The organism is Pedobacter sp. UYP24 (assembly GCF_054057295.1).
This window is the reverse complement of record NZ_JBSRZD010000005.1, coordinates 156,198-179,958: the sequence shown is the minus strand read 5'-3', so window position 1 is coordinate 179,958 and position 23,761 is coordinate 156,198. Positions and strand designations below refer to the sequence as shown.

23 protein-coding genes, 1 tRNA gene and 1 pseudogene are annotated in these 23,761 nt (G+C 37.9%); 11 read left to right on the top strand and 14 right to left on the bottom strand.

Annotated elements, in window-relative coordinates:
• Positions 1-852, top strand: coding sequence for an alpha/beta hydrolase (locus tag ACVWYN_RS11765; protein ID WP_457289057.1), 852 nt, complete (start codon positions 1-3; stop codon positions 850-852).
• Positions 853-1,181: 329 nt separating this feature from the next.
• On the opposite strand, the gene ACVWYN_RS11760 is transcribed toward ACVWYN_RS11765, so the two are convergent.
• The 6 genes from ACVWYN_RS11760 to ACVWYN_RS11735 all read right to left on the bottom strand — a co-directional run bounded on the left by ACVWYN_RS11760 (position 1,182) and on the right by ACVWYN_RS11735 (position 10,097).
• Complete coding sequence (locus tag ACVWYN_RS11760; protein WP_457289056.1) at positions 1,182-2,453, bottom strand: Hsp70 family protein; 1,272 nt, start codon at positions 2,451-2,453, stop codon at positions 1,182-1,184.
• Positions 2,454-2,687: 234 nt separating this feature from the next.
• Positions 2,688-4,286: an IPT/TIG domain-containing protein gene (locus ACVWYN_RS11755; protein ID WP_457289055.1), complete on the bottom strand. Its 1,599-nt coding sequence runs from the start codon at positions 4,284-4,286 to the stop codon at positions 2,688-2,690.
• Between the two features lie 25 nt (positions 4,287-4,311).
• Positions 4,312-4,815, bottom strand: coding sequence for a hypothetical protein (locus tag ACVWYN_RS11750; protein WP_457289054.1), 504 nt, complete (start codon positions 4,813-4,815; stop codon positions 4,312-4,314).
• A gap of 141 nt (positions 4,816-4,956) precedes the next feature.
• On the bottom strand, positions 4,957-5,583 hold the full coding sequence (locus tag ACVWYN_RS11745; protein WP_457289053.1) for a response regulator: 627 nt from the start codon (positions 5,581-5,583) through the stop codon (positions 4,957-4,959).
• Positions 5,555-7,495: a tetratricopeptide repeat-containing sensor histidine kinase gene (locus ACVWYN_RS11740; protein WP_457289052.1), complete on the bottom strand. Its 1,941-nt coding sequence runs from the start codon at positions 7,493-7,495 to the stop codon at positions 5,555-5,557. The genes ACVWYN_RS11745 and ACVWYN_RS11740 overlap by 29 nt, the downstream gene beginning before the upstream one ends.
• A 292-nt stretch (positions 7,496-7,787) precedes the next feature.
• Positions 7,788-10,097 (bottom strand): GH92 family glycosyl hydrolase, encoded by a 2,310-nt coding sequence (locus ACVWYN_RS11735; protein ID WP_457289051.1) that lies wholly within the window; start codon positions 10,095-10,097, stop codon positions 7,788-7,790.
• 96 nt (positions 10,098-10,193) lie between these two features.
• Here ACVWYN_RS11735 and ACVWYN_RS11730 point away from each other — a divergent pair, with 96 nt between their 5' ends.
• The 5 genes from ACVWYN_RS11730 to ACVWYN_RS11710 all read left to right on the top strand — a co-directional run bounded on the left by ACVWYN_RS11730 (position 10,194) and on the right by ACVWYN_RS11710 (position 14,531).
• Positions 10,194-11,093 carry a class I SAM-dependent methyltransferase gene (locus ACVWYN_RS11730; RefSeq protein WP_457289050.1) on the top strand — a complete coding sequence of 300 codons (900 nt, stop codon included), beginning with the start codon at positions 10,194-10,196 and terminating at the stop codon, positions 11,091-11,093.
• 46 nt (positions 11,094-11,139) lie between these two features.
• A complete protein-coding gene (locus tag ACVWYN_RS11725) occupies positions 11,140-12,045 on the top strand; it encodes a helix-turn-helix domain-containing protein (protein WP_457289049.1) in 906 nt (301 codons plus the stop codon).
• A gap of 99 nt (positions 12,046-12,144) precedes the next feature.
• Positions 12,145-12,909, top strand: a complete 765-nt coding sequence (locus ACVWYN_RS11720; protein WP_457289048.1) for an SDR family NAD(P)-dependent oxidoreductase — start codon at positions 12,145-12,147, stop codon at positions 12,907-12,909.
• Positions 12,910-13,049: 140 nt separating this feature from the next.
• The gene (locus ACVWYN_RS11715) at positions 13,050-14,066 is read left to right on the top strand and encodes a c-type cytochrome (RefSeq protein ID WP_457289047.1); all 1,017 of its coding nucleotides are present in this window, start codon (positions 13,050-13,052) and stop codon (positions 14,064-14,066) included.
• A 3-nt stretch (positions 14,067-14,069) separates the two neighbouring features.
• On the top strand, positions 14,070-14,531 hold the full coding sequence (locus ACVWYN_RS11710; protein ID WP_457289046.1) for a DsrE family protein: 462 nt from the start codon (positions 14,070-14,072) through the stop codon (positions 14,529-14,531).
• 468 nt (positions 14,532-14,999) lie between these two features.
• On the opposite strand, the gene ACVWYN_RS11705 is transcribed toward ACVWYN_RS11710, so the two are convergent.
• The 5 genes and pseudogenes from ACVWYN_RS11705 to ACVWYN_RS11685 all read right to left on the bottom strand — a co-directional run bounded on the left by ACVWYN_RS11705 (position 15,000) and on the right by ACVWYN_RS11685 (position 16,626).
• Entirely contained in the window at positions 15,000-15,158 is a 159-nt protein-coding gene (locus ACVWYN_RS11705; RefSeq protein WP_457289045.1) for a hypothetical protein, read from the bottom strand.
• A gap of 35 nt (positions 15,159-15,193) precedes the next feature.
• Positions 15,194-15,637 (bottom strand): DUF6934 family protein, encoded by a 444-nt coding sequence (locus ACVWYN_RS11700; RefSeq protein WP_457289044.1) that lies wholly within the window; start codon positions 15,635-15,637, stop codon positions 15,194-15,196.
• Between the two features lie 305 nt (positions 15,638-15,942).
• Positions 15,943-16,212, bottom strand: a complete 270-nt coding sequence (locus ACVWYN_RS11695) for a hypothetical protein (protein ID WP_457289089.1) — start codon at positions 16,210-16,212, stop codon at positions 15,943-15,945.
• 7 nt (positions 16,213-16,219) lie between these two features.
• A pseudogene (locus ACVWYN_RS11690) lies at positions 16,220-16,267 on the bottom strand (hypothetical protein); the annotation flags it as partial.
• Between the two features lie 285 nt (positions 16,268-16,552).
• A tRNA-Asn gene (locus ACVWYN_RS11685) sits at positions 16,553-16,626 on the bottom strand.
• Positions 16,627-16,758: 132 nt separating this feature from the next.
• Between ACVWYN_RS11685 and ACVWYN_RS11680 the strand changes: the two genes are divergently transcribed.
• Complete coding sequence (locus ACVWYN_RS11680) at positions 16,759-17,679, top strand: PfkB family carbohydrate kinase (RefSeq protein WP_457289043.1); 921 nt, start codon at positions 16,759-16,761, stop codon at positions 17,677-17,679.
• Here ACVWYN_RS11680 and ACVWYN_RS11675 read toward each other — a convergent pair whose 3' ends face one another.
• The 3 genes from ACVWYN_RS11675 to murB form a co-directional block, all read right to left on the bottom strand.
• A complete protein-coding gene (locus ACVWYN_RS11675) occupies positions 17,680-17,913 on the bottom strand; it encodes a cytochrome b5 domain-containing protein (RefSeq protein WP_457289087.1) in 234 nt (77 codons plus the stop codon).
• Positions 17,914-18,219: 306 nt separating this feature from the next.
• On the bottom strand, positions 18,220-18,750 hold the full coding sequence (locus tag ACVWYN_RS11670; protein ID WP_457289042.1) for an RNA polymerase sigma factor: 531 nt from the start codon (positions 18,748-18,750) through the stop codon (positions 18,220-18,222).
• A gap of 167 nt (positions 18,751-18,917) precedes the next feature.
• A complete protein-coding gene (gene murB / locus ACVWYN_RS11665) occupies positions 18,918-19,931 on the bottom strand; it encodes a UDP-N-acetylmuramate dehydrogenase (protein ID WP_457289041.1) in 1,014 nt (337 codons plus the stop codon).
• Between the two features lie 81 nt (positions 19,932-20,012).
• Here murB and ACVWYN_RS11660 point away from each other — a divergent pair, with 81 nt between their 5' ends.
• The 4 genes from ACVWYN_RS11660 to ACVWYN_RS11645 all read left to right on the top strand — a co-directional run bounded on the left by ACVWYN_RS11660 (position 20,013) and on the right by ACVWYN_RS11645 (position 23,760).
• On the top strand, positions 20,013-20,615 hold the full coding sequence (locus ACVWYN_RS11660; RefSeq protein WP_457289040.1) for a TetR/AcrR family transcriptional regulator: 603 nt from the start codon (positions 20,013-20,015) through the stop codon (positions 20,613-20,615).
• A gap of 118 nt (positions 20,616-20,733) precedes the next feature.
• Complete coding sequence (locus ACVWYN_RS11655) at positions 20,734-21,339, top strand: TetR/AcrR family transcriptional regulator (RefSeq protein ID WP_457289039.1); 606 nt, start codon at positions 20,734-20,736, stop codon at positions 21,337-21,339.
• Between the two features lie 25 nt (positions 21,340-21,364).
• Positions 21,365-22,696, top strand: coding sequence for a TolC family protein (locus ACVWYN_RS11650; protein ID WP_457289038.1), 1,332 nt, complete (start codon positions 21,365-21,367; stop codon positions 22,694-22,696).
• Positions 22,693-23,760: an efflux RND transporter periplasmic adaptor subunit gene (locus ACVWYN_RS11645; RefSeq protein WP_457289037.1), complete on the top strand. Its 1,068-nt coding sequence runs from the start codon at positions 22,693-22,695 to the stop codon at positions 23,758-23,760. Before ACVWYN_RS11650 ends, ACVWYN_RS11645 begins: the two co-directional genes overlap by 4 nt.
• Position 23,761: the final 1 nt, after the last annotated feature.

Sequence of the window (23,761 nt, the reverse complement as noted above, 5' to 3'; positions counted from 1 at the left end):
ATGAAGTATCTAAGGCAGGTTTATGAAGAAGTCAAAGTAGCCAAAGACCAGAATTTACAAGACCTGCTTTGGCAGTTAATCTGCTATTCGCCCAAAATGCCAGCCAGACTGCACCAACAACAATTATTGGATGTAGCTTCACCATCAACACTTCAGGTATTTGACCGTTACTTCTCTAAATCTACACTGCACTTCAAATTCTTTAAATGGGGAGAAGGTTCCAAAAAAATTTTGCTTACCCATGGATGGGGCTCTAAATCAATAGATTTTAGCGAGCTGATAAAATCACTTTTACTTTTAGAAGATGTAGAGATCTGGGCCTTTGATGCACCAGGCAACGGCAGTTCTGAAGGCGAGCTCAGCAACCTGTTCTTGTTTATGGAAGCCATTAAACAAATTGAAAATACCTTTGGTATACCTGATGTAATGATAGGCCACTCTCTTGGTGGCATGGCCAACGTTGGTGCCATACAGCAAACCAAAATTGCGCCCAAGCTATTGATCAGCATCGCTCCGCTAATCAATTTAACAGAAAATTTCAAAGCCAGCATGACCGCATCTGGCGTAACCTTAACTGAACAACAAAAATTCCTTAATACATTTCAAGAACTTTTCGGACAAAGCACCGAAGATTTCTCACTCTTAAAGATGTATGATTTTAAGGAGTCGGTTAATCATTTCCTATTATATGATAGCAGCGACCAGATTTCTCCTACCCATTTTATAATGGAATTCCTAGCCGATAACCCTGAAATAAAGGCCGCAGCCTACTCCCACACCACGCATGCAAAAATAATTATAGACCCAGAAGTAATTGCAGCGATAGTTTCCTTTATTAAGAAGTATATATAGTTCCCTTCAGCCATCAAAAACCCTTGATCTTACTAGAATGATAGTTCGTTTGGTTTAAATCCCAGACAACATAGGGATGAGTTTTTACCTAATCAGATATTTACTGTAATTTAATTAGGAGTTAATCAGGACCTAATAGGGACATTGTCCCTGTTACCTCCCTGTTACGTCCCTGTTACCTCCCTATTAGGTCCCTGTTAGTTATTATGCATTCATTAACTTACTATAGTTCAGCCCTTAACTTAAGCTTACGAAAATCCTTTACTACTAAAACAAATATAATTATATATGCTAAATTTTAGCCCATAAAAATAGCAGATACAATCTTATTACTTCGCATCAAACAAATAACCACTATAAGCCAGTCCTTTTGCAACACTTTTAAAATTATCACCTGAATTTAGGGTGATGTGTGGGAATTTGGTTTTAAATAATTTTTGAATGCTGCCCACCATGGAAGTCCCACCCGTTAGGAAAAGACTATCAATGTCGTTCACGTTTATATTATGCTGCAACATAAAATTATTAAGGTAATCTTCAATGCGTGTTACATCTTTTTCAATGATCTGTTCATAATGCAGCAAGGAGATCTCTTCTTTGATGGTAATATCCATTTTTTTATAGCTGAATACAGATCGTTCTGCTTTTGATAAGGCAATTTTTGTTTTTTCAATGGACTGAAACACAGAGTAACCTAAATTATTATCTATAAGTGTGATCAGGTTCTTGAATTTGGGATCGTTACCCGAAAAGTAGTAGTAATTCTCAATGTCTTTTTTAATACGCTGACCATTAAAGAAATTCATCTGTTCCCAAGAGCAGATGTTAACGAAAAGCGATTTAGGCACGGTTAATATCTTACCCAATGTAGCTTCATAGGTGGTGTATTTGCCAAAGTAAGGCGTGCCTACCTCCCACATAAAAGAAGAATCAAAGCTATCTCCACCGATGTAAATACCTCCGTTAGCCATCATGTCATTCTTCCTGTCTGCAGCCCCCACTTTTGCAGGGTCTAATACCAGATAAGTAAAATCTGTTGTACCTCCACCCAAATCGGCTACAAGTACATTTTCCTTTTTTTGCAGCGTTTTCTCGTACGCAAAAGCGGCTCCAATGGGTTCAAATTGGAAACGAACCTCTGTAAAACCTGCAAGTTCGGCTGCTTTGCTCAGCCTATTCTGCGCAAGCTTATCCTTTTGTACATTATCATCATCAAAAAACACCGGTCGTCCAATAACCGCCTTTTTGCAATCCTGACCAATTAATTCATCGGCTTTGCTTTTAAGTTCTTTTAGAATGATGGCAACCAGATCTGATGCATTGTACTTTTTATTTTGGATGCGGGTTTCTGTAAAACTGCTTCGAGAGAGGATTTGCTTTATTGATTTGATAAAGCGGCCCTTCATGCCATCATTAAGATATTCTGCAATGGCTTCCTCTCCTACCACATAATTTTGTTCGTCTGCACCTTTTATCTGGTGGTAAAAATAAATGAGCGAGGGAATAATGATCGTACTGTGAATTTCTTTAGCATCTTCATCATAAATTGCCAATGCTGAATTGGTTGTTCCAAAGTCTATACCGTATAAATATTTTTTCATAAAAGGGATGCAAAACTAATAAAAAAACCCACAACAATAACCTTATTGATAGTCCACTTTGGGCGGTTAATTTATAAGTGCTTTATTACAAACCTTTAATGCTGCTTCGACAAACTTGGTCATTACACTTGGTAATAAAAAAGAAACGCCAAGCACTGTTGCTTGGCGTTGATACTAAATATATGCTATGGAGAACTACGAGGTTTTCTTCCTTTAAATGTTATAAACCAAAAATTAAGGTGTTATTTTGATAATGTCTGTTCCATTGGCTTTTAAATAGAGGTTACCTCCTGCGTCTGCGTGAAACATTATTCCAAGGTTTGCAGTTGGCTCCTTATAAAACACCGGAGAAGCAACACTAAATGGCTTGATATAAAACTTGGTTATAAGTGTACTAGTTCCGCCGTTGCCATTTTTAGTTTTACGAATATAATAATAATGCATTAAGCTATTAGCGGCATCACCATCCTGCGGATAAATGGCATAAAAGTTCTCGCTGCCATCTAAGGTGTATGAAAATTGAAAATCCAATGCAGAGTTGCCGATTTTGGCATTATCCTGTTTAAACAGGCCTTGTAAAGTAAAATCTGTTATTGCTGCCACTTGGGTTAATAAGTTGAACTTGTAGAATGTGGGGTTTTGAGTTTGAAAGTCTCTATTATTCGAATAAAGATCATCTCCCTGGTATTTGACACTTCCAACATATACAGGCGAATTAGCTACTTGATCAAATGTATTAGTGGTGGTATTCAATTTCTTTGCAGTGCCAATCCATACGCCACCTTGCGAATCGATGTTGATCCCTCCTCCGCTTCCACCGGTGTTAATGTTGCTGGCCAGTACGGTAACTGCCGATGTTGAAGCATCTATTTTGTAGAAATTAGATTGTATGCCTGAATTATCAATTGCAGCAACTGCATATATATTCCCAGCTACATCTGTGGCAAGGCTTCCAACCTTTGTTATCCTGACATCGGTAGTTAACACCACAGGATCGCTACCATCTAACTTTAATTTATAAATTGTGCCTGGATGGGCGGAAGAAAAAACGCTATAATCTGAATAGTAAAGCACATTATTTTTTTTATCTATAGTCATAGCGCCAATTTCTGAAGGGGCCGTTGCTATTTTGCTAAAAGTAGCAGTACCGCTTAAAAGGGTAACATACGGAACCGCAGTACCTGTACCACTAACTGTACTTGCGTTAACAGTAAAAATTGGCCCGGTTATTACCGCCGCACCTTTAACACTTACCGTAACTGCACCAGTAGTAACACCAGTAGGAACAGTAACTGTTAGTACGCTGGTTACAGAACCAGTTACTGTAGCAGTAGTACCATTAAATTTTACCACATTATCTGTAGCTATAGTGCTAAAGCCTGTGCCTAAAATTGAGACTACATCACCCGCCTTACCAGATGTTGGATTTATGGAGATAATTGTAGCTGATGTAGCTGTTGGTATACCTGGCGTAATGGTTGCCTTTTGTGGGTCTGTATTGGTTGCTAAAATATTTTTAATAGCAACAGCAATATCGCCTGCTGTAATGCCAGTTGGCAATGCAAATTTTATCTCGGTATTGGTAACCGATGATATAGTGATAACCTTTGTACCAATACTTACTTTAACGTCCGTTGCTATAGTCCCGAAGTTTGTGCCCGTAATTGTTACAATGTCGCCTGGCATAGGATTTTTAGGCTGTACATTAGTAACAATAGGCACCGCAACAGGTGGTATTACGTTGTTTTCATTTTTTTTACAAGCAAAAAAGCTAACTGAGATCAGCAACAAAAATGAGCTTATCTTAATAACGGGGTGCGTGAAATTTTTCATGATTTTAACTTAATTAGTTATTGGTTTATTGATGATAGATCTTTGTTACTACTAGGTGGCCCTCAGTTATGTTTTTAGTTCCGGCACCTGGTGCCTGCATTTTACCTGTAAAAGAAAAGTCTCCCTCGATCTTTTTATTTAAAGTATCGCATGAGGTAAGGTTGAACGACCCAGACTGCGAGTCAAACTCAATACCACTAGCGTCGTAAAATGTTAAAAGTATACCACCCCCACTTAAAGAGCCAACGGCTTGCGCTCCCGTTTTTGGAGTAAAGTGAAATTCCATGCCTTCTTTTTTTCCTTTGAACGAATAGACGTCCATTGCTCTCGCTGCTTTAGGGCCATACAATACCGCATAGGCAGAATCAACCGAAGCGGTTAAAACTCCATCTGCTTTGTAGGAAAACGCTCCGGAAGCGGTAGGTGGTGCAGGGGTTGACTGGTCGCTTTTTTTGCAAGAGCTGAAGATTACAAGTAACAACAGTATTGCCAGAGCGGAAGGTGCAGTGCTTTTGATGATCAGTTTCATAGTTGATTTATATCTAAGATTATTTGATACAAATCAACTAAAATAAGCCTGATCAATATATACCTACCGATCGGCATATTTATCTACGTACTATCCACACTAATACAGCACATCGGTTACCATGGTGGCACCATCTGCCATTTAAATTATTTTTCTTCCGTAAGCATACTTCAGTAAACCTACTACGGTTTGGGTATTAGTTTTATGGAGTATATTTTTTCGATGCGTTTCCACCGTGCGTTCGCTAATAAAAAGGGCTTCGGCAATATCTCTTGTACTCATTTCTTTTTCTATCATCCGTATGATCTCGATCTCCCTATCGGTCAGCTTGGCTTCTTCCTGGCTGCGTTTAAAGGACCTCATCAGTTGCAGGGTAATTTCCTGTCCAAAATAGTGCTGACCATCGGCAATTTTTGTCAAGGCCTCCATCAGTTCTTTTTTTCCAGAATTCTTTAAAATATAACCTGATATTCCAGCGTCTATCATCTCTCCGATGATCTCTGTATCGCCAAACATGGATAGGGCTAAAATCCGGATTGCTGGGAAATTACTCTTGACAGCCCTGCTTAATTCTACTCCGCTCATATTAGGCATACCCACATCGGTTATCAGTATGTCGGGCTGAATTTCTGAAAATGACTCAACCACAGTAAGTGGCTTAGTACTTTCGCCGATGATAGAAAATTCGGACTGGTTTTCTAATAAACTTCGTATGCCATCGATCACCATTTGGTGGTCGTCAACTATAAATATACTTTTTGTGCCCATTTATTATCTTTAAAGCAAGCGGTACATAAATTGCAACTAAAGTGCCTTTTCCAGGGGAAGAGGATACCTCTACCGCACCTTTTAAATATTCAACACGGCTGGTCATGTTATTCAATCCGATGCCCTTAAATTTGCCTTGATTGCTGGTGTCAAAGCCTTTGCCATTATCTTCTATCGTTACCGTAATTTCCTTGGTGTCGCAAAGCAATATAATATCCAGCGTAGTAGCATTGGCATGTTTAATCACATTATTTACTGATTCCTGTATTACGCGATATAGGACAGTCTCTACACTGGTTTCAAGACGCGCATTGATACCTTTGGTATCCACCGATATTTTTAATTTATCGGAAGGAATCATATTGATAAAATCTCTAACCGCAGATACCAATCCACTTTTGATCAAGGCATTCGGCATCATTTGGTGGGCTATAGAGCGAACTTCTGTGCAACTTTCATCCACCATAGCCATCGTTTTTTCTGCCAGTAAGGTAGCATCAGGAGTGGGGGTGATAAAGCGGTCTATCAAAGTCTCAAGATTCATTTTTACTGTTGAGAAAAGCTGCCCCACACCATCATGAAGATCAGCGGCTATACGCTTTCTTTCAGCCTCTTCAGCTTCTATAATCCGCTTTGACGCGATGTCTTGCTGCTGGATAACAGCTGCCTGCAGGTGTCCATTTTGCTTAATACGATATCTGGAATAAGCCAGGTAGCTGAATATTAAAAACATTATAAATATTACCCCAATAACTGAAATGGTAGTGTTTTTTTTACTGACTTGTAACTTCTGTATAACACTCTGTTTATTCAGTAAAACTATTTGATGTTGTTTTTTTTCATTTTGATATTGCGCCTGCAAATTTTCGATATGTTTGATCACATCCAAGTTGATGGTACTGTCTTTCAACCCCGTATATATTTGATAATACTTTAAGCTATTCTTGTAATCGCTATGCAATTCGTAATTTTTTGATATGTCTAAGGCCAGCTCCCGCTGTTGCTCTATTGTAGTATTTTTCTTGGCATAATTAAGGGTGTTTTTTAAATAGGTTAATGCCGATGTATCATTTTGAGCTGTTTTTAGCAAGCCCATATTACCCGCTACTTCTGCCAATCCTTTTGGGTCATTTTCTGCTTTGAAAAGCTTAGCCGCCGCAGCAAGGGTTATTTTTGCTTTATCGTACTGCTTCAAGTCCGTGTATAACGACCCGATATTAGTTAACGCATTGGCCTGTCCGGTAGCATCATTTATTTTCCGTTTGATTGCTAATGATAGACTATAATATTTAAGCGCATTTGTAAATTGCTGTTGGTCTGCGTAAATAATACCCTTAGTATTATAAATATTTGCTATACCTGTTTCCGAGTTGTTTAGCTTAAAATATTTTAATGCAGAATCTGCATAAATTAACGCTTTAACAGGGATTTTAAGATTGTAATAGCTATTGCTGATGTTGGCATAAGTACCTGCCAGCCCAATAAGGTCTTTTATTTCTTCCTCGATTTTTACGGCGTTTAACCCGGCCTCAATAGCCTTAAGTTGATTGCCCTGTTGCATGTAATTTAGCCCCATATTATTATAGGCTTTGCTGGCGAGAAATTTATCGTTTGTTTGATTTGATATGTTTAATGCCTTGTTCAGATAAACCAATCCTTCGGTATACTTTGCCTGGTAACCGTACATTATTCCAACAATGTTGCTTAAATTACCTTGAAGTGTTTTATTCTGAATTCTATCTGCAATTTCAAGACCCTTTAATGCCTTATTTAGACATTCGGTTTTATCCGACAAAAATAATCCCTTAGCATCTTTAAATAGTGCCGCAGCAGCAACTGAATCCCCACTGGTTGTTTGGGCACCTGCCGGAGTCTGTAATAAAATTAATAGGACAAATAAAATTTTATGCATTAAGAGTTATTGGCTTCTAAATATAGTTAAATACGGATATTAACATTTACGTTATAAAAAATAAAATCATTTAAAGTAAATTAATTGATCAATTTGTTTATACAAGAGACGTAATTTTGCTGCAACAACAATAGGACTGTGTAAAGTAACTATAGTCTTGGCCTGCGTGAAGTGTACACAAGTGACACTTAGCTTTCTCAAAACTAATTGCTAAATGGCTTTGGCACAATACCGACCAATCGGTATATTATTCTAAGTATAAGTACACATGTACAAACTGAGAATTACTGGATCAGTGGCCCGCTAGTCCTAAAGGCTGATTTTTCGCTTCCTTTCCCCATTGGGATGGTTGCGCTGTCAAAAAGAATTCCAACATACCACCATCCGTTAGATCTGAATGTTTGAAGAAAGTTTTAAAATAAGGTTTTCCGTTTAGTTTTACGCTTTTGATGTAAATAGCTTTGGGTGTTTCTAAATGCTTTATAACCTCAAATATCTTCCCATTTGGTAGTTTGATTTTTGCGGAATTAAAGCTAGGCACTACCATTAAATATTCTCCTGAAACTGGGTCTACCGGATAAAAACCAATGGCTGCAAATACATACCAAGCAGACATCTGTCCGGCATCATCGTTCCCACTTAAACCGCCGGGTCCATCATTATATTCCTCTTTTAAAATTTGATGTACTACTCTGGATGCTTTCCATGGAGCAGCGGTAAAATTGTACATAAAAGGTATTTGATGACCAGGTTCATTACCATGCCAATATTCATTTTTCTCAAACAAACTATCTAAAGCATTTTCTAGTTGCGGTTGTCCGCCCATCAAACTGGCCAATCCCGGCACATCATGTGGAACATAGAAAGTGTATTGCCTTGGAGTTCCTTCAGTGATGTAAGGTTCACGCAAATTTGGATTCCATGGCTGATACCAGGTCCCATCTGTATTTCTACCTCGCACCATGCTAACTTTTGGATCAAAAACATTTAAATAGTTTTTAGAACGGGATAACAACTTGGTATAATCATCAGTTTTACCCAACAACTTAGCAACCTTGGCCAGGGCATAATCATCATAAGCATATTCCAATGTTCTGCTTACCTGTTCCTTTTTATGAAAGGCGTCTAGTACATTATCCTGCATTGGAATATAGCCATACTGCAAATAGGAACTCAATGCCCTGCGACCCATCCCATTTTTATAATCTACATCATTGGCTACCTCAAAGGCATTTTTCCGCATTAGAAGATAAGCCTGATTAACATCATAGTCTTTAATCCCTTTGGCGTAGGCCGATGCTATAAATGGCGTAATGTGATCGCCAATCATGGCAGAAGTATAATTGTTCCAGCATGGAAATATAGGCAACCAGCCGCCCTGAGTTCCTTTGATGACCATTGAACTTACCCAATCATTAATTAGTTTTGGCTGCAGTATTTCCATTAAAGGAAGCTGGGCACGATAAATATCCCACATGGAAAAATCATCGTAATAACGCCCTTTTTCTAACTGTTCAACCTGGTAATCGCCAGCAAAACGCGGGTATTTTCCATCCACATCGTTATACAATCTTGGATGTTGTACTGAATGGTAAAGGGCAGTGTAGAATATTCTTTTATCCTTTTCGCTTTGTGTTGCTATCGTAATTTGACTTAATGTTTCTTCCCAAACGGCTTTGTTTCTTTTAAAGAGCGCTGCAAAATCCCAATCTTTAATTTCTGCGGATAAATTATTTCTTGCTCCCTCAAGACTTGTAAAAGAAGTACCCACTTTTATTCTGAGTGTTTCTCCTTTATTTAGCTTAAAACCTAGGTAAGCACCGCTGTTTTCCTGATTACTGATGGAACTTGCTGAAAAGGCACTCGAATTGCTAAATGTACCTGATCTTGAAAATTGCCGCTCTATTTTTATTATAAAATATCCGCTAAAACCTGCTGGTTTCCCAGACCCCTGATAGATGCGATGCACGGGATTGTAACCATATACCTCACCATTTTTCTGATCTACTTTAACAAAACCTTTATTTTGATCACTATTTGGCGAAATCAACAGGTACAGACTGTCCGTTTTGGCAACGGTAAATTGCAGCATTGCACTTCGCAAAGTAGCCGTCATCTCAGCAGTCAGGTTATAATTGGGGAGTTCTAACTTATAAAAAAATGGAGTGGCGAGTTCATCAGCATGCGAAAAACTGGTAGCGTATACCGATGATGAGGTCCGTAGTTTTCCGGTGATGGGCATAACGGTAAAACTCCCATAATCTTGCATACAAGAGCCGTTGATCCAATGTGTGGCCCTGAAACCACTGATTTTATTGCTCTTATAAACATATGGCGGCAAACATTTGGCTTCTCCGGTTTCGGTTTGTGCAGTCCACTGCGTCATGCCAAATGGCAAACCAACACTTGGAATGGTATTGGCGTTTTTTTCTGTACTTCCTCCCTCACTGTGTTTTAATGCCGAAAGGGTTGTAGCGGCGGCCGTACCAGATAAAGGTTGCACATACCCAGACAAGCTTTGTGCATTTACCAGAGAAGAGCTTAGACACACCATGGCAATGAAAAAAAATGCTTCGGTGATAGGTCGGGATGATTTGTTCATGGTTAGGATATTCGATATTTCTGTTCGCTTTTTTAAGGTAATTATAATTTTGAGAAATATATACAAGATATTAGCAACCTTAACCAAAGCCGAACATTGATATCAGAGATACAATTAGACATTGAAAAAATTGAAGCAGATCGGCTAATTTATGATTCTGCCAATTTTAACGCGCGGACTAATGCACTAGACTTTATAGATTTTCATATTATTGATCGGATCAACTCATTGATTGAACAAGTTGGAGCAAGCAATCAGTTAAATCAATTGAGTTTTTACGCCAACAGGCTTAAAGACAGGCTTGAAAACATTAACACAAAGATGTTTGACGCATTAGCGCAGCAAATTAGCAATGCCGGTGACAAAGGTCTTGTAATGCGAAAGATAATTGCCGTCAGTTTAATAGATTTCGGTTATCATGAGCAGCAATCGGCTGCAGCAGACTATGATAATCTTGACATTTTTTTGAATAGGATACTATCCGCCACTACCGTTAATGAAGCCAAAAGAGCTTTAGAACCGGAAATGGTCTTCTACCAAAAAACACCGGCCAGAATAATTATAGCGATTAGTAAAAAAATAAATCACGATGATGTATTCTTTGACATAGGTTGTGGTGTTGGTCAGGCGGTAATTCTGGTAAATTTAATTAGCGGTGCTAAAGCCATAGGAATTGAGTTTGAACCTGAGTTTTGTAACTACGGAACAGAGGTGGCTTTAAAGCTAGAATTAAAAGATACCAGTTTCTTTAATGAAGATGCAAGAAATGCAGATTATTCTACCGGAACTGTATTTTTCCTTTATACTCCATTTATTGGCAAAATGATGCAGGAAGTATTGGTATTGCTACATCAAGTATCATTAAAGAAAGAAATAAGAATATTTACTTATGGGCCTTGCTCAAAGACCATAAATATGCAAAAATGGCTAAAGTGTTTAGATGGAAATGCTGACAATATTTACCAACTATGCGAGTTTACTAGTTTTCAGATCTGATTTAGACAAACTCTTCCTACATTTGAATTTTGCAAAACTTCAAAATATGAAAACCGCAACACTTGAAAGTTTCTATAAAGATACGCAGCGTTTGATCCCAGAAGGTATTAACAAAGAGATAGGTCATTTTAACGTTTTTAAAATTGATGACTTTATCACTCAATTGCGCAAAAAAGGAGCAATGCCTTATAACCGCCGATCTTACTATAAAATCAGTCTGATACGCGGTCGCAATAAAGCCGAATATGCCGATAAAGTTATAGATATAGAACACAATGGATTGCTGTTTGCTACGCCCAAGATTCCTTACAACTATGTACCACAGGATGAGCAACAGCAAGGTTACTTTTGCATTTTTACGGATGAGTTCTTAATGCGAAACAAGAGCGGCTTGATATTGGATGAACTGCCGATCTTTCAGCCGGGAGGATACCCAATCTTTCAGTTATCGGATGCCGAGACGGAAGATATTGAACAGATTTATAGGAAGATGTACAAAGAGCTATCTTCAAATTATGCCTATAAATACGATCTACTGCGTAATTACGTAATGGAGCTGATTCATTTTGGACAAAAGCTGCAACCTGCTACAGCATTGTATCCCTCCCACTCTTCATCTGCCAGGGTATCGTCTTTATTTGTAGAGCTACTGGAGCGTCAATTCCCAATAGAATCTCCACACCAAAAAATGGGCCTGCGTAGCGCCAAAGATTTTGCAGACAGGTTAGCTGTTCATGTTAACCACCTGAATAAGGTATTGAAAGAAAACACCGGAAGAACAACTACAGATATCATTACAAGCCGCATTATCCAGGAAGCTAAAATATTACTTAAACAAACAGACTGGAACATATCCGAAATTGCCTATTCGTTGGGCTTTGAGCAGGTTGCTCATTTCTCTAACTTTTTCAGGAAGCAGACTACTCTTGCGCCGATAACTTTTCGTTCGTAAATCGATTGGGTTTGAATTTCGCAAACAATCGATTGATATTTGCAAACTGCACAAACTGCGTCAACGTAACTTTGTTCTATTAAATAAAAACAATAGAAGATGACAAACACAAACAAAATAGCCTTGGTAACAGGCGGTAGTCGCGGATTAGGTAAAGCCATGGCGCTTAGCCTTGCTGCAAAAGGCATCAATGTTATTTTAACCTACCATAGCAAAAAAGATGAAGCTTTAGCTGTGGTAGCTGAGGTTGAAAAGGCAGGCTTAAAAGCCGCAGCATTACAATTAGATGCTGGGGATATAAAAAGTTTTGATGCTTTTTTTGAGCAAGTTAAAACAGTATTGAAAGACGTCTTTGATACTGATAATTTTGATTTCCTAATTAACAATGCTGGTACGGCACTTTATGCGCCCTTTGCAGAAACCACAGAAGATCAGTTTGATGCTGCCCTAAACCTACATTACAAAGGGGTATTTTTTATAACACAAAAAGCATTACTACTGATCAATGATGGTGGACGCATCATCAATATCTCCTCTGGTCTTGCCCGTTTCTCTTTTCCAGGTTCTTCGGCTTATGGCTCCATGAAGGGTGCTGTTGAGGTATTAACCAGATATCTATCAAAGGAGCTGGGCGCAAGACAAATTGCCGCAAATGTAGTTGCGCCTGGCGCTATTGAAACTGATTTTGGCGGTGGCCGCACAAGGGATAACAAAGAGATAAATGCGCAGATAGCCTCCATCACTGCGTTGGGCCGTGTAGGTTTACCAGATGATATTGGTGGCGTTGTTGCCTTTTTATGCAGCGATGATGCCAAATGGATTAATGGACAAAGGATTGAAGTTTCTGGGGGTATGATGCTATAAAAGATGAAATATTGTGATGGCCACAACATTATTACATTTTAGACTCCCATTACTTTCTTGCACTTTTGTATATTATATCCCTACAACCTGGGCGTTTAATATATAAATGAAAACATATTTTGAAACAGTTTCGGTCTAACATGGTTGTGATAATAATCCTATTGGTTTTTCTTGCAGGATTAACGGTAATATTGGTTAAAATTTATGTTTTGCCTGGCGGTTTGCCAGTTCTGGAGCATGTGGAGCGTCTTAGAGCTCCAGAGCAATCTTCAACAGATCAGTCGATTAAAAAAGCCATGTTCTATAAGGTTCCTGATATTAAAAATGTGAAAGATAGTGCCGAAAGGAAACTGATACTATACGGGAAGGATTTGGTGGTTAACACGTCTAAATACCTGGGCCCCAAAGGATCTGTGATGCGGATTTCTAATGGCATGAACTGCCAAAACTGCCACCTTGATGCGGGCACAAAACCAATGGGTAATAACTATTTTTCGGTTTTTTCTACCTATCCAAAATTCAGATCAAGATCAGGCACCAAAGAAACTATCCTTAAAAGGATTTCAGATTGTTTTGAAAGGAGTTTGAATGCCTCAAAAATTGACACCAATGGCAAAGAAGTAAGCGCAATGGCTGCTTACCTTAAGTTTTTAGGCACTGACATTAAAAAAGGAACTAAACCTAAAGGCGTGGGATTGGAGAAGCTACCTTACCTTGACCGAGCAGCCGATCCAGTTAAAGGTTTGTTAGTTTACCAGTCTAAATGCTCCAGTTGCCATGGAGTAAAGGGTGATGGTCTTTTTGCTAAAAATAAGACTTCCTATGTATATCCCCCATTATGGGGAAAAAGCAGCTACAACAATGGGGCAGGCTTATATCGTATTTCTAATTTTGCAGGTTACGTAAAAAACAACATGCCATTTGGGGTTTCGTATGAAAACCCTTTACTTAGTGATGAGGAAGCCTGGGATGTGGCTGCATATGTAAACTCGCAGCCCAGGCCGCAAAAAAACCAACAGAATGACTGGGTAGACATCTCAAATAAACCTTTTGATTTTCCTTTCGGCCCATACAATGATGAGTTTAGCGAAAATCAGCATAAATATGGCCCTTTTAAAGCTATCGTTCAAACACTAAAACAATCAAAAAAAATATAAGACATGACAAAGATTAAATTATTAGCAAGTATTGCCGCATTGCTATTCACCTTAAATGCTACAGCACAACAGAAACCAGTACCTACTACAGCTTTTCATGGAGCGATAGCCAATAAAAAAAGCTACAAAGCAGTTTATCAATTGAATAGTGATGATGATAAGAAAATTTCTGGCACGTTGAAAAACATCATCAATGCGTTACAGGACCCAAGGCTTGCTGGAAAACTGCAGGTGGAGCTTGTGGTACATGGCGGAGGGGTGGCTGCTTTTAAAAAGGATTCTCCTTACCAACAACAGCTACTTGACCTGAAAAAAATGGGCGTTATTTTAGCGCAGTGTGAGAATACAATGAGAGAAAGGAAAATCTCAAAAGATGAGCTCTATGACTTTATCTCCTTCGTACCGAGCGGTAATGGTGAGTTGATTATCCGCCAGGAACAAGGCTGGTCGATTATTCATCCATAGCTTAAATCAGATATATTAGTAAGATGAAACCGATATATTTCATGCTATTGCTGGTGGCAATTACATCAGGGCTTTCCAACCATGTGCAAGGACAGGAAGGTAGGTTTGATCCAATGGACTTACAAGTTTATATAAACAAGAAAATCAAAAACTTAAGGTTTATAGTGTTAGTCTTGGCTACAAGTTCTAATCCACTCCTCTAACAACGCTGGCCAGTTTTTCAATAAGCAGCTAAATATCTGTTTAAGTTAATGCGAGTTGCATGAAAAAAGCCCGTTTCCTTTGCAGAAACGGGCTTTCAAATAATCTCGGAGTGGCGAAGCTTCAAAGACAACATCAAAGGGAACTCCATATAAAACCAACCTGACTAAGCCTTGCAGCTTCTGCATTTCTCTGCTTTCTTCCATAAGTTAGGAGCATAAAAAAAGCCGCCTGATGGGGCAGCTTTTATACTTTATAAATATTTTCCTATTTCTTGTTATTTCCTGGCAGGGTAATGTTACTAAGCGCAGCTTTTGCTTCCTCTAGTTTTTTAACAAAGAAAGGATCATTAGCATGGCTCTTTACTTTATTAGTAATAATAGCACTACCATAACCTCTTGTATCGTTCTTTCTTACTGTTGACATAATAACTCCTTCTTTAATTGTATCAAAGATACCTATTATATTCTTTTTATCAAAAAGCCTTCATACTTCACGTTCTTCTCAAACTTTACAGCTTCACCATCAAGAATACCGTTTACTTCAAAATCTATGCTAATTTCTTCTAATAGTGCAGATATACTCATTTGATATAGCCTTGTTCTTGCCTCATTACTTCCTTTAGCATAAAGATAATGATTGCCATGTCTATCACAAAAGTCATTGATAGTACTTGCAACTGTAGCAAGAACTTTATTTCTGTCATTATTATTAGACACAACAGAATCATTTAATCCACTTGTTCTTGGATCTTCATCGCCAAATGCAAGATTATATATGATAGGATCATCCTGAGCTTTCTGGAATAGAACAATTTTTTTTATTTTACCCTTTGGTCCTTCACTATAAAATTCATACTCCTGAAAGTCGTTATTGGTAAAATAAGGGTATCTATCTAAGTTCATTCTTGTTTTTTATATCCCGTTAGTTGCTCCAAACTTAGTTATTTCTACTGGAATTGGATATCGTAAAGAGATGTGCTATTTACGAATTTGTAAGCTCGCCTAAAAAAATTGTTTACCCGAATGGTTAGTTTGCGGCGATGATCGCCGCAAATGCATTGCTTAAGTAAACCAAATTATCGGCAATAAACTTGATTTACTGCCGATAATTTGAATGTTGAACACCTTAAAAAGCATCTGCTTCCAGTAATTCCTTATATTTCAATTTCAGAGTTACGATTCTACCGGAAAGCTACTTTTCATTGAGTCTAACTAGATGTCTTGATTTTTAGTTTTGCACTCAGGTCTTGGAAATAACTTAGGGACCATATTTCAAGTACCTTTGGATCCTTTATAAATCTGGAAATGTCAGCTTTGACAAAGTCCATTTTAACACTTTCGATCTTTTCGCTCAATAATTTTCTGAACTCTTCTTCGTTGATGGTCTCTTTTTTCCAGTCACCGCTATCTACCGCCCTTAGCAAGAAATGATCGAGATTGAGAGGATATCCCTTTTTTGACGTACCACTCCATATCATACCAGTCCCTCCCTTTTACATTCGTGCCCCACTTTCGAAAAAGCAATGCATGCATCTTGCCGGCAAAAAGGTCGGGGAGCGAGAGGCACTTCACGTAAAATGAAAAGGCTTTCAGCTAAATCTTTAATCCCTGCTCCACAACATTTGGTATTGATCCAACACAACTCTATGCCTAAAAAAGAAAAAAGTGTCCTGCTCCACAACATTTGGAATTGATCCCGAATAACTGCAATTGAGAAACTGTTCGAGTGGGTAGAAAAATTCCTATATGCAAACAAAAACCCCATCCTATTAGCTAGAAATGGGGTTTTTATACGATTTTCGGACTTGAAAATTTTTGCTCCCTCTGCTGGGCTCGAACCAGCGACCCTCTGATTAACAGTCAGATGCTCTAACCAGCTGAGCTAAGAAGGAGTACTCTGGTTACCAAAAACGCCTTTTGAGATTCTCTAAAGAGATAATCCCTTGTTCGTTTTGGGAATGCAATATTAGGGCTTTTAAATTATTTATGCAATATTTGTAGCAAAAAAAAATTAAAAAATATTTATGAGCCTGATAATCATAGGAACTGTAGCTTTTGATGCTATTGAAACACCCTTCGGAAAGACAGATAAAATAGTAGGTGGTGCCGCAACGTACGCCAGTTTATCCGCATCTTACTTTTATAACAAGGTTAAAATTGTTGCAGTAATTGGTGATGACTTTGGCAAAGAGAACATTGATAAATTTGCTGAACACGGAATTGATACAGAAGGACTACAAATAAAACAGGGTGAAAAGTCTTTTTTCTGGTCGGGCAAGTACCATAATGACATGAACAGCCGCGATACTTTGATCACAGAGTTAAACGTATTGGAAAACTTTGATCCTATTATACCTGAGAGCTACCAGGACTGCGAATACCTAATGCTTGGAAACCTTACCCCAATTGTCCAGCAAACTGTTATAAAACGTCTTAAAAATCGCCCTAAGCTAATTGTGTTGGACACCATGAATTTTTGGATGGACATCATGATGCCTGATTTGCTGGAAACTATTAAAATGGTAGATGTGCTAACGATCAATGATGCAGAGGCACGTCAGCTCTCTGGCGAATATTCTTTAGTGAAAGCAGCTAAGAAAATCCTGGAAATGGGGCCAAAATACCTGATCATTAAAAAAGGTGAGCATGGTGCATTGCTATTTCATGAGGATAAAATCTTTTCTGCACCGGCACTGCCATTGGCCGATGTGTTTGATCCAACCGGAGCAGGGGATACTTTTGCGGGAGGATTTATAGGGTACCTAGCTAAGGTTGGCACGATCAACTTCAACAACATGAAGAATGCGATTATCTACGGCTCTGCATTAGCCTCTTTTTGCGTGGAGAAATTTGGTACTGAAAAAATATTAAATTTAACGGAAGAAGAAGTGTCAGCCCGTGTACAGGAGTTTGTTAGCTTGAGCTCTTTTTCTATAGAAAAATAATTATTTCAAAATACCTATAACAGTAAATTTTTCAAAAACACTTTCAGTATGCGGGGCATCAGGCAGTTCATCACTTAAGTCCTGCCCCGCCCAGTGTTCATAATGCTTACCGTTTCTCCAAAGCCTGCTTTCTGAAACATCATAGATAAAGCCTTTGTAAGCCACCCATATCAGGGGCTTATCTTGTCCATTACGCAAAGCCAATTGCTGTCTTGTATAAGTAGGAAGTTCCATATTTCCATCAAAATTATTGTTTTCCAGCAGAAATATCAACATCATTCACTTTAACCACATTTGCTAATACCTTCAAGCTATGTGAAACATCGTTGAAACATGGTTGAGACATGGTTAATACATGCCCGGACTTATCAAGGATGTACCAACGATGTATCAACGATGTATCAACCATGTACTAACCCTATTAGATACCCAAGTAGAATGGTATAAATAAGATCATACGCACAAGCAATTATGATAAATGCAGACAAAAAAAAGCCTACTTCAAATGAAGCAGGCTTTTAAACAGGTGTATTTAATACGTTATGAAATTTCTGCTCCTAAAATTTCTTTAGAATATGTTTTTAAGTACTTTTTAAGTATTTGTCTGGCAACATGAATTCTTGTTTTTACAGTCCCGATAGGAATGTTAAGCTCTTCTGCAATCTCGTGGTATTTGAAGCCTTCAAAGTATTTGATGAAGGGCACATAATATTCAGGAGCTAAAGTTGACAATGCTTTATTAATATCTCCTATAACAAATTTACTCTCACTTGCATTTGTAGAAGCACTGTAATGGAGATTAGCTGAGGAAATATCGTCAGTTTTAGTGATTAAGGCGTTGGTTTTAACAAGTCTTCTGTAATTGTTAATAAAAGTATTTTTCATTATCGTAAACAACCAACCCTTTAAATTTGTTCCTTCTTTAAATTTACTGTAATAAGTAACCGCTTTTAACATCGTATCTTGTACTAAGTCGTTTGCATCTTCTATGTCTTTAGTGAAATTTAAAGCAAATGACTGCAAGGATACTGAATGATCGTGAAGTTGAAGGTTAAATTCATTTTTTGTCATGATGTTTAAGTTTTAGTGGTGAAAAATGCAAACAAACATTGTTTATATGGTGGCGAAACACTATTTGTTTAATTCCATACACTAAAACCTATACAATAGGTATACCAAAAAATGAAATCGAATGTTAAGAAATTAATATTGTTTGTTTAAGAGCAAAGAACTGAATGTCACAAAATATTTACTTCTCTTTCCAGATTTACACCAAATTTGGCATTCACCTTTGAAATGATCTGTTCTGAAAAACTATACACTTCTGTACCGGTAGCACCTCCATGGTTAACTAATACAAGCGCTTGGTGTTTCCAGGTACCTGTGTTGCCTGAAATAACCCCTTTAAATCCGCATTGCTCAATAAGCCATCCTGCCGCTAGCTTTTCATTTCCTTCCGACAATGAATAATGAACAACATCAGGAAATTTTTTGCAAAGCTGCTGAAACTGCGTAGCTGTGATTACCGGATTTTTGAAAAAGCTTCCAGCATTACCTATAGTGGATGGATCGGGAAGTTTACCTACCCTGATTTCTGATACGATGTTAGATATGTCAGCAATTGTAGGCGTGTCTATATTCCGTCTTTTTAGCTCTTCTTGTATCGCGCCGTAACGGGTATTAATTTTAGGTGTACTGCTGAGCTTAAAGGTAACTGACGTGATGATATATTTACCCTTGAGTTCGGTTTTGAAGATACTTTCCCGATAACCAAACTTGCAATCATCGTAAGTAAAGATTCTTCTTGTTCCTGTTGCAACTTCGTACGCCACGCATGATTTGAATACATCCTTAAGTTCTACTCCATAAGCGCCGATGTTTTGAACTGGCGAGGCCCCTACTGTTCCTGGGATTAAACTTAAATTTTCCAAGCCCGCAAATCCATGTTCTACACAGTATACTACCAATTCATGCCAAAGCACACCCGCTCCTGATGTAACTTCAATACCTTGTGCCGTTTCTACGCATTCTATACCCTGAATACTGATCTTTATAACTAAGCCATCGAAATCCTTCGTAAAAAGTACGTTACTTCCTCCTCCTAATATAAGTAGCGGATCACCAGTTAAATCTTCCTGAAGCAGCGAGATTAAATCTTCCTCATTTAGAATTTCTGAGAAAAAAGCTGCAGAAGCCGATATCCCAAAGGTATTGTAAGTTTTAAGCGAAATGTTTTTCTGAATAGCAAGCATAATATTAGCGATATACCAAGGTACAAACTTAGAAAAAAATAGTTAGGCACTTTAATTGCCCCTTTGTATATTAGATTTTTTATGGAAAACCAGGATAAGAAGAAAATAATAATTATTGAAGCCGCATTAAAGAGATTTGCACATTATGGTCTTTCTAAAACTACAATGTCTGAAATTGCAAAGGATATTTCTTTATCCAAAGCACTTTTATATTACTATTTCCCGGATAAGTTGAGCTTATACGTAAGCACCATGGAGTTCTTAATGCACAAGATGAGTCGTGAAATTGTTAAATCGATTGATAAAACATCGACTGCTAGAGATGCTGTACTAAAATTACTCCTAAAACGTCAATCTTATATCCAAAAATATTATAATCTTTTTGAATCAAGCCAAACGATAGGCAATGATTTGCCGGAGAATCTTTTTGAGAAATTTGAGAAAGCGAAAGCATTTGAAAAGATCATCATCAATTCTTTATTTACACGGGGCATTGCTACTGGAGAATTGAAAATGGAAGACTCAAAACTAGCCACAGATATTTTTATTGACGCAATTACGGGCATTCATTTTAACATTTTAGCTAAAGACAAGAACATTTTCCCCGTCAAAGAACAGTTTAAAACCATCTTCTATAAAGAGAAAGTATTCGCAGAAATCTTTATGGCTGGAGTCTCAGCCTAAACTCATTAAGTCAACCTCAGGTAATCTTGATCGATTTATTCATTTAAATTTCGGCATCTCAAATAATGGCCTTATTTTTGACCATTGAAATAAAAAAGTCAGAAAGAAAAAAAGTAAAATGTTAGTAATAGACAAGAAAAGAGATGCAATAATAGAGGGCGCTATCAAGCGTTTCATCCACTATGGCATCCAGAAGACGACGATGAACGAAATTGCTGAAGACCTCTCTGTATCTAAACCTTCCTTATATTATTATTTCCCGGATAAAAGCAGTTTAATTGAAGGCGTAATCCAAAAAATCTTTGATGATTATTTCGAAGTAACTGAAAAAGAACTGCTGATTGATATGCCGCTCGATGAGCGAATGAACAATCTTATAGAGATCAGGTTTAAGTTTTTTCAGAAGTATTACATGTTACACCTTTCGGGAACAAGTCCGGATGCATCTTTAAACTCAGACGAGCTTAAATCAAGGTTCATGGATATGAAAAGAAAGAACATTGATGTGCATGTAAGTATTTTCAAAAAAGCTTTGGATAAGGGTGAAATTACAGAGACCGACCTGGAAAAAACAGTTGAGCTTTACCTGGAGAGCCAAATGGGAATTTCCTCTCTTTGTATTATGCATGGCAATAAAGAGCTTTTCCCAAGCAAAAAAGATATGAAGGTAATGCTGGATAAACAACTTAGCTTATCCAAAATATTCATTAAAGGCCTTAAATAAGAATACAAACTATATATATCATTATATGAATGCGATCATTAAACAAATAAAAACCATCCCATTGCTCTTACTGGGGTTGGCGTTATCCAACACTTTAGCTGCTCAGCAAACTTTAAGTTTAAAAGATGCTTTAAACTTTGCCTTACAGAACAATGTGAGGATTCGTAAATCTAAACTTGACATAGACAGGGGTAGATACAAGGTAGAAGAAGTTAGGGCTCAGGCTTTGCCGCAAATTACAGGAACTGGAGGGCTTACTTACAATCCTGTAATTGGGCAAATTGTATTTGGAGACCAGGCTATTAAATTGGGTAAGACCTGGAATTCAACCGCAGGCGTTCAATTGTCTCAGCAAATATTTAATCAGCAGGTCTTTACTGGCCTGCAAGCTGCAAGATCCAGTGAAGAATATTACAACCTTACCTCTGCATTGACTGAAGAGCAGATTATTGAGTTGGTGGCTAATAATTATTACCAGGCTTTGGTTACCAGACAGCAATTGGTTGTGATAGAAAACAACATTAAGAATGTGACGGCTAATGAAAAAGCTATAGAAAGCAATTATAAAAATGGCCTTGCTAAAAAAATAGATGTAGATCGTATTACAGTAAGGCTTACCAATTTGCTGACACAACGGGAGCTAATTTCTAATGCAATCTCTCAGCTGGAAAATCAGTTGAAGTTTGCGATGGGCATGCCAATAAGCAATGCTGTTACACTGCCTGGAAGTGAACTCGCTCCCGTTACCGAGCTCCCACAATTTGCAGATACTGTTGCCTTAAATAGCAGAACAGAGATCAAAATTCTAGATACGCAGGACAAACTCCTCTGGCTTCAGCGCAAGGCTTATGTTGCAGAGTATTACCCTACACTGGCCTTATCAGGCAACTACACCTACTCCAGCCAAAGCGGTGGTTTCGATTTTCTAAGCTCTAATGCAGCCTCTATCGGTTATGGCTCGTCTGCAATAGGCTTATCATTAAAGGTTCCAATTTTTAATGGTTTTTTAACCCGGTCAAAAATCCGCCAGGCAGATGTAGATATTAAAAAAGCTAATGAAGACCGCAGAGAAACTACAAACTCTTTAAATTTAGCTTATGATAATGCTAAAAGCCAATTAAAATATAGCTTGAACGCGATAAATGCACAAAAGAAAAATGCTGATCTAGCAAATGACATCTATAAAAGCACGCAAAACAACTATAATAACGGTTTGGCAACTTTAACAGATTTACTGGATACAGAAAGCGCACTAACTGAAGCGCAAAATAGTTACACACAGGCATTGTTAAATTATAAGATTGCCGAAATCCAACTAATAAAATCTAACGGAAATATAAAATCACTATTACAATGAAAAAAATAATAATAGCAGTACTGGTAGTTGTTGCGGTTCTTGCAGGCATTGCCTTCATATTAACCAACAATAAAAAGAAAAATGAAGCCAAAACTGCATTCATTGCAGAAGGTGGTGGTGCAGTGGCAGTTCGTATTGCTACTGTAGAGAAAAAAATTATTGACCTTGACTTTAGTGTTAATGGTGTATTTGCACCAAAACAGGAACTAAATTTTATGGCTGAGAGCGCTGGTCGTGTGAGCAAAATTTTTGTTAAAGAAGGTGATCACGTAAGCAGAGGGCAGGTATTGGCACGCATTGACGCTGAGATCATTAATACAGACAGAGAAACTGCACAGGCTACCTTAGAAAACGCAGTAAAAGATGAGGCAAGATATAACAGCGCATTTATAACTGGTGGTGTAACGCAACAACAACTGGATAATGCAAAACTAACCGTAAGAAATGCACGTTTGAGATTACAAAGCGCAACAAAAAGGGTAAGTGATGCAAACCTTAGATCTCCTATCAACGCTATTGTAAATAAAAAATATGTGGAGGTTGGTGCTTTTGTGAATGCACAGGGCACGCAAATGTTTGAACTTGTTGATGTTTCGAGACTGAAACTGAAAGTTACTGTAAATGAAAGTCAGGTTGCCAACCTTAAAGTGGGTAACATGATTAATATTAAATCTTCTGTTTTCCCAACAGAAAAATTTAATGGTAAGGTTACTTTTATTGCCGCAAAAGCTGATGCTACTTTAAATTTTCCAATTGAAATTGAGGTAGATAACAGCACTAAAAACCTTCTTAAGGCTGGAATGTATGGCACGGCAGTATTTAACTTCCCTAAACAGAGCCCTATCATTTTAGTTCCGCGCACCTCTTTTGTAGGAAGTGTGAGCAGTAACCAAATATTTATATATGATAAATCAAATAATACTTCTAAAGTCCGTAAAGTAGTATCAGGCCGCATTTTAGGTGATTCTGTAGAAATTCTTGACGGATTGAATGAAGGAGAAACTGTGATCACCAGCGGACAGATCAATTTGGCTGAAGGCACCGCGGTAAGTATTGTAAAATAAT

What these genes read in the sequence shown, in the direction of transcription:
- ACVWYN_RS11705 (WP_457289045.1), bottom strand. Translation starts at nt 15,158, where the DNA reads ATGTCAACAGTAAGAAAGAACGATACAAGAGGTTATGGTAGTGCTATT.
- ACVWYN_RS11740 (WP_457289052.1), bottom strand. Translation starts at nt 7,495, where the DNA reads ATGCATAAAATTTTATTTGTCCTATTAATTTTATTACAGACTCCGGCA.
- ACVWYN_RS11645 (WP_457289037.1), top strand. Translation starts at nt 22,693, where the DNA reads ATGAAAAAAATAATAATAGCAGTACTGGTAGTTGTTGCGGTTCTTGCA.
- ACVWYN_RS11670 (WP_457289042.1), bottom strand. Translation starts at nt 18,750, where the DNA reads ATGACAAAAAATGAATTTAACCTTCAACTTCACGATCATTCAGTATCC.
- ACVWYN_RS11715 (WP_457289047.1), top strand. Translation starts at nt 13,050, where the DNA reads ATGGTTGTGATAATAATCCTATTGGTTTTTCTTGCAGGATTAACGGTA.
- ACVWYN_RS11755 (WP_457289055.1), bottom strand. Translation starts at nt 4,286, where the DNA reads ATGAAAAATTTCACGCACCCCGTTATTAAGATAAGCTCATTTTTGTTG.
- ACVWYN_RS11745 (WP_457289053.1), bottom strand. Translation starts at nt 5,583, where the DNA reads ATGGGCACAAAAAGTATATTTATAGTTGACGACCACCAAATGGTGATC.
- ACVWYN_RS11650 (WP_457289038.1), top strand. Translation starts at nt 21,365, where the DNA reads ATGAATGCGATCATTAAACAAATAAAAACCATCCCATTGCTCTTACTG.
- ACVWYN_RS11735 (WP_457289051.1), bottom strand. Translation starts at nt 10,097, where the DNA reads ATGAACAAATCATCCCGACCTATCACCGAAGCATTTTTTTTCATTGCC.
- ACVWYN_RS11750 (WP_457289054.1), bottom strand. Translation starts at nt 4,815, where the DNA reads ATGAAACTGATCATCAAAAGCACTGCACCTTCCGCTCTGGCAATACTG.
- ACVWYN_RS11710 (WP_457289046.1), top strand. Translation starts at nt 14,070, where the DNA reads ATGACAAAGATTAAATTATTAGCAAGTATTGCCGCATTGCTATTCACC.
- ACVWYN_RS11760 (WP_457289056.1), bottom strand. Translation starts at nt 2,453, where the DNA reads ATGAAAAAATATTTATACGGTATAGACTTTGGAACAACCAATTCAGCA.
- ACVWYN_RS11675 (WP_457289087.1), bottom strand. Translation starts at nt 17,913, where the DNA reads ATGGAACTTCCTACTTATACAAGACAGCAATTGGCTTTGCGTAATGGA.
- ACVWYN_RS11680 (WP_457289043.1), top strand. Translation starts at nt 16,759, where the DNA reads ATGAGCCTGATAATCATAGGAACTGTAGCTTTTGATGCTATTGAAACA.
- murB (WP_457289041.1), bottom strand. Translation starts at nt 19,931, where the DNA reads ATGCTTGCTATTCAGAAAAACATTTCGCTTAAAACTTACAATACCTTT.
- ACVWYN_RS11655 (WP_457289039.1), top strand. Translation starts at nt 20,734, where the DNA reads ATGTTAGTAATAGACAAGAAAAGAGATGCAATAATAGAGGGCGCTATC.
- ACVWYN_RS11660 (WP_457289040.1), top strand. Translation starts at nt 20,013, where the DNA reads ATGGAAAACCAGGATAAGAAGAAAATAATAATTATTGAAGCCGCATTA.
- ACVWYN_RS11765 (WP_457289057.1), top strand. Translation starts at nt 1, where the DNA reads ATGAAGTATCTAAGGCAGGTTTATGAAGAAGTCAAAGTAGCCAAAGAC.
- ACVWYN_RS11700 (WP_457289044.1), bottom strand. Translation starts at nt 15,637, where the DNA reads ATGAACTTAGATAGATACCCTTATTTTACCAATAACGACTTTCAGGAG.
- ACVWYN_RS11725 (WP_457289049.1), top strand. Translation starts at nt 11,140, where the DNA reads ATGAAAACCGCAACACTTGAAAGTTTCTATAAAGATACGCAGCGTTTG.
- ACVWYN_RS11720 (WP_457289048.1), top strand. Translation starts at nt 12,145, where the DNA reads ATGACAAACACAAACAAAATAGCCTTGGTAACAGGCGGTAGTCGCGGA.
- ACVWYN_RS11695 (WP_457289089.1), bottom strand. Translation starts at nt 16,212, where the DNA reads ATGATATGGAGTGGTACGTCAAAAAAGGGATATCCTCTCAATCTCGAT.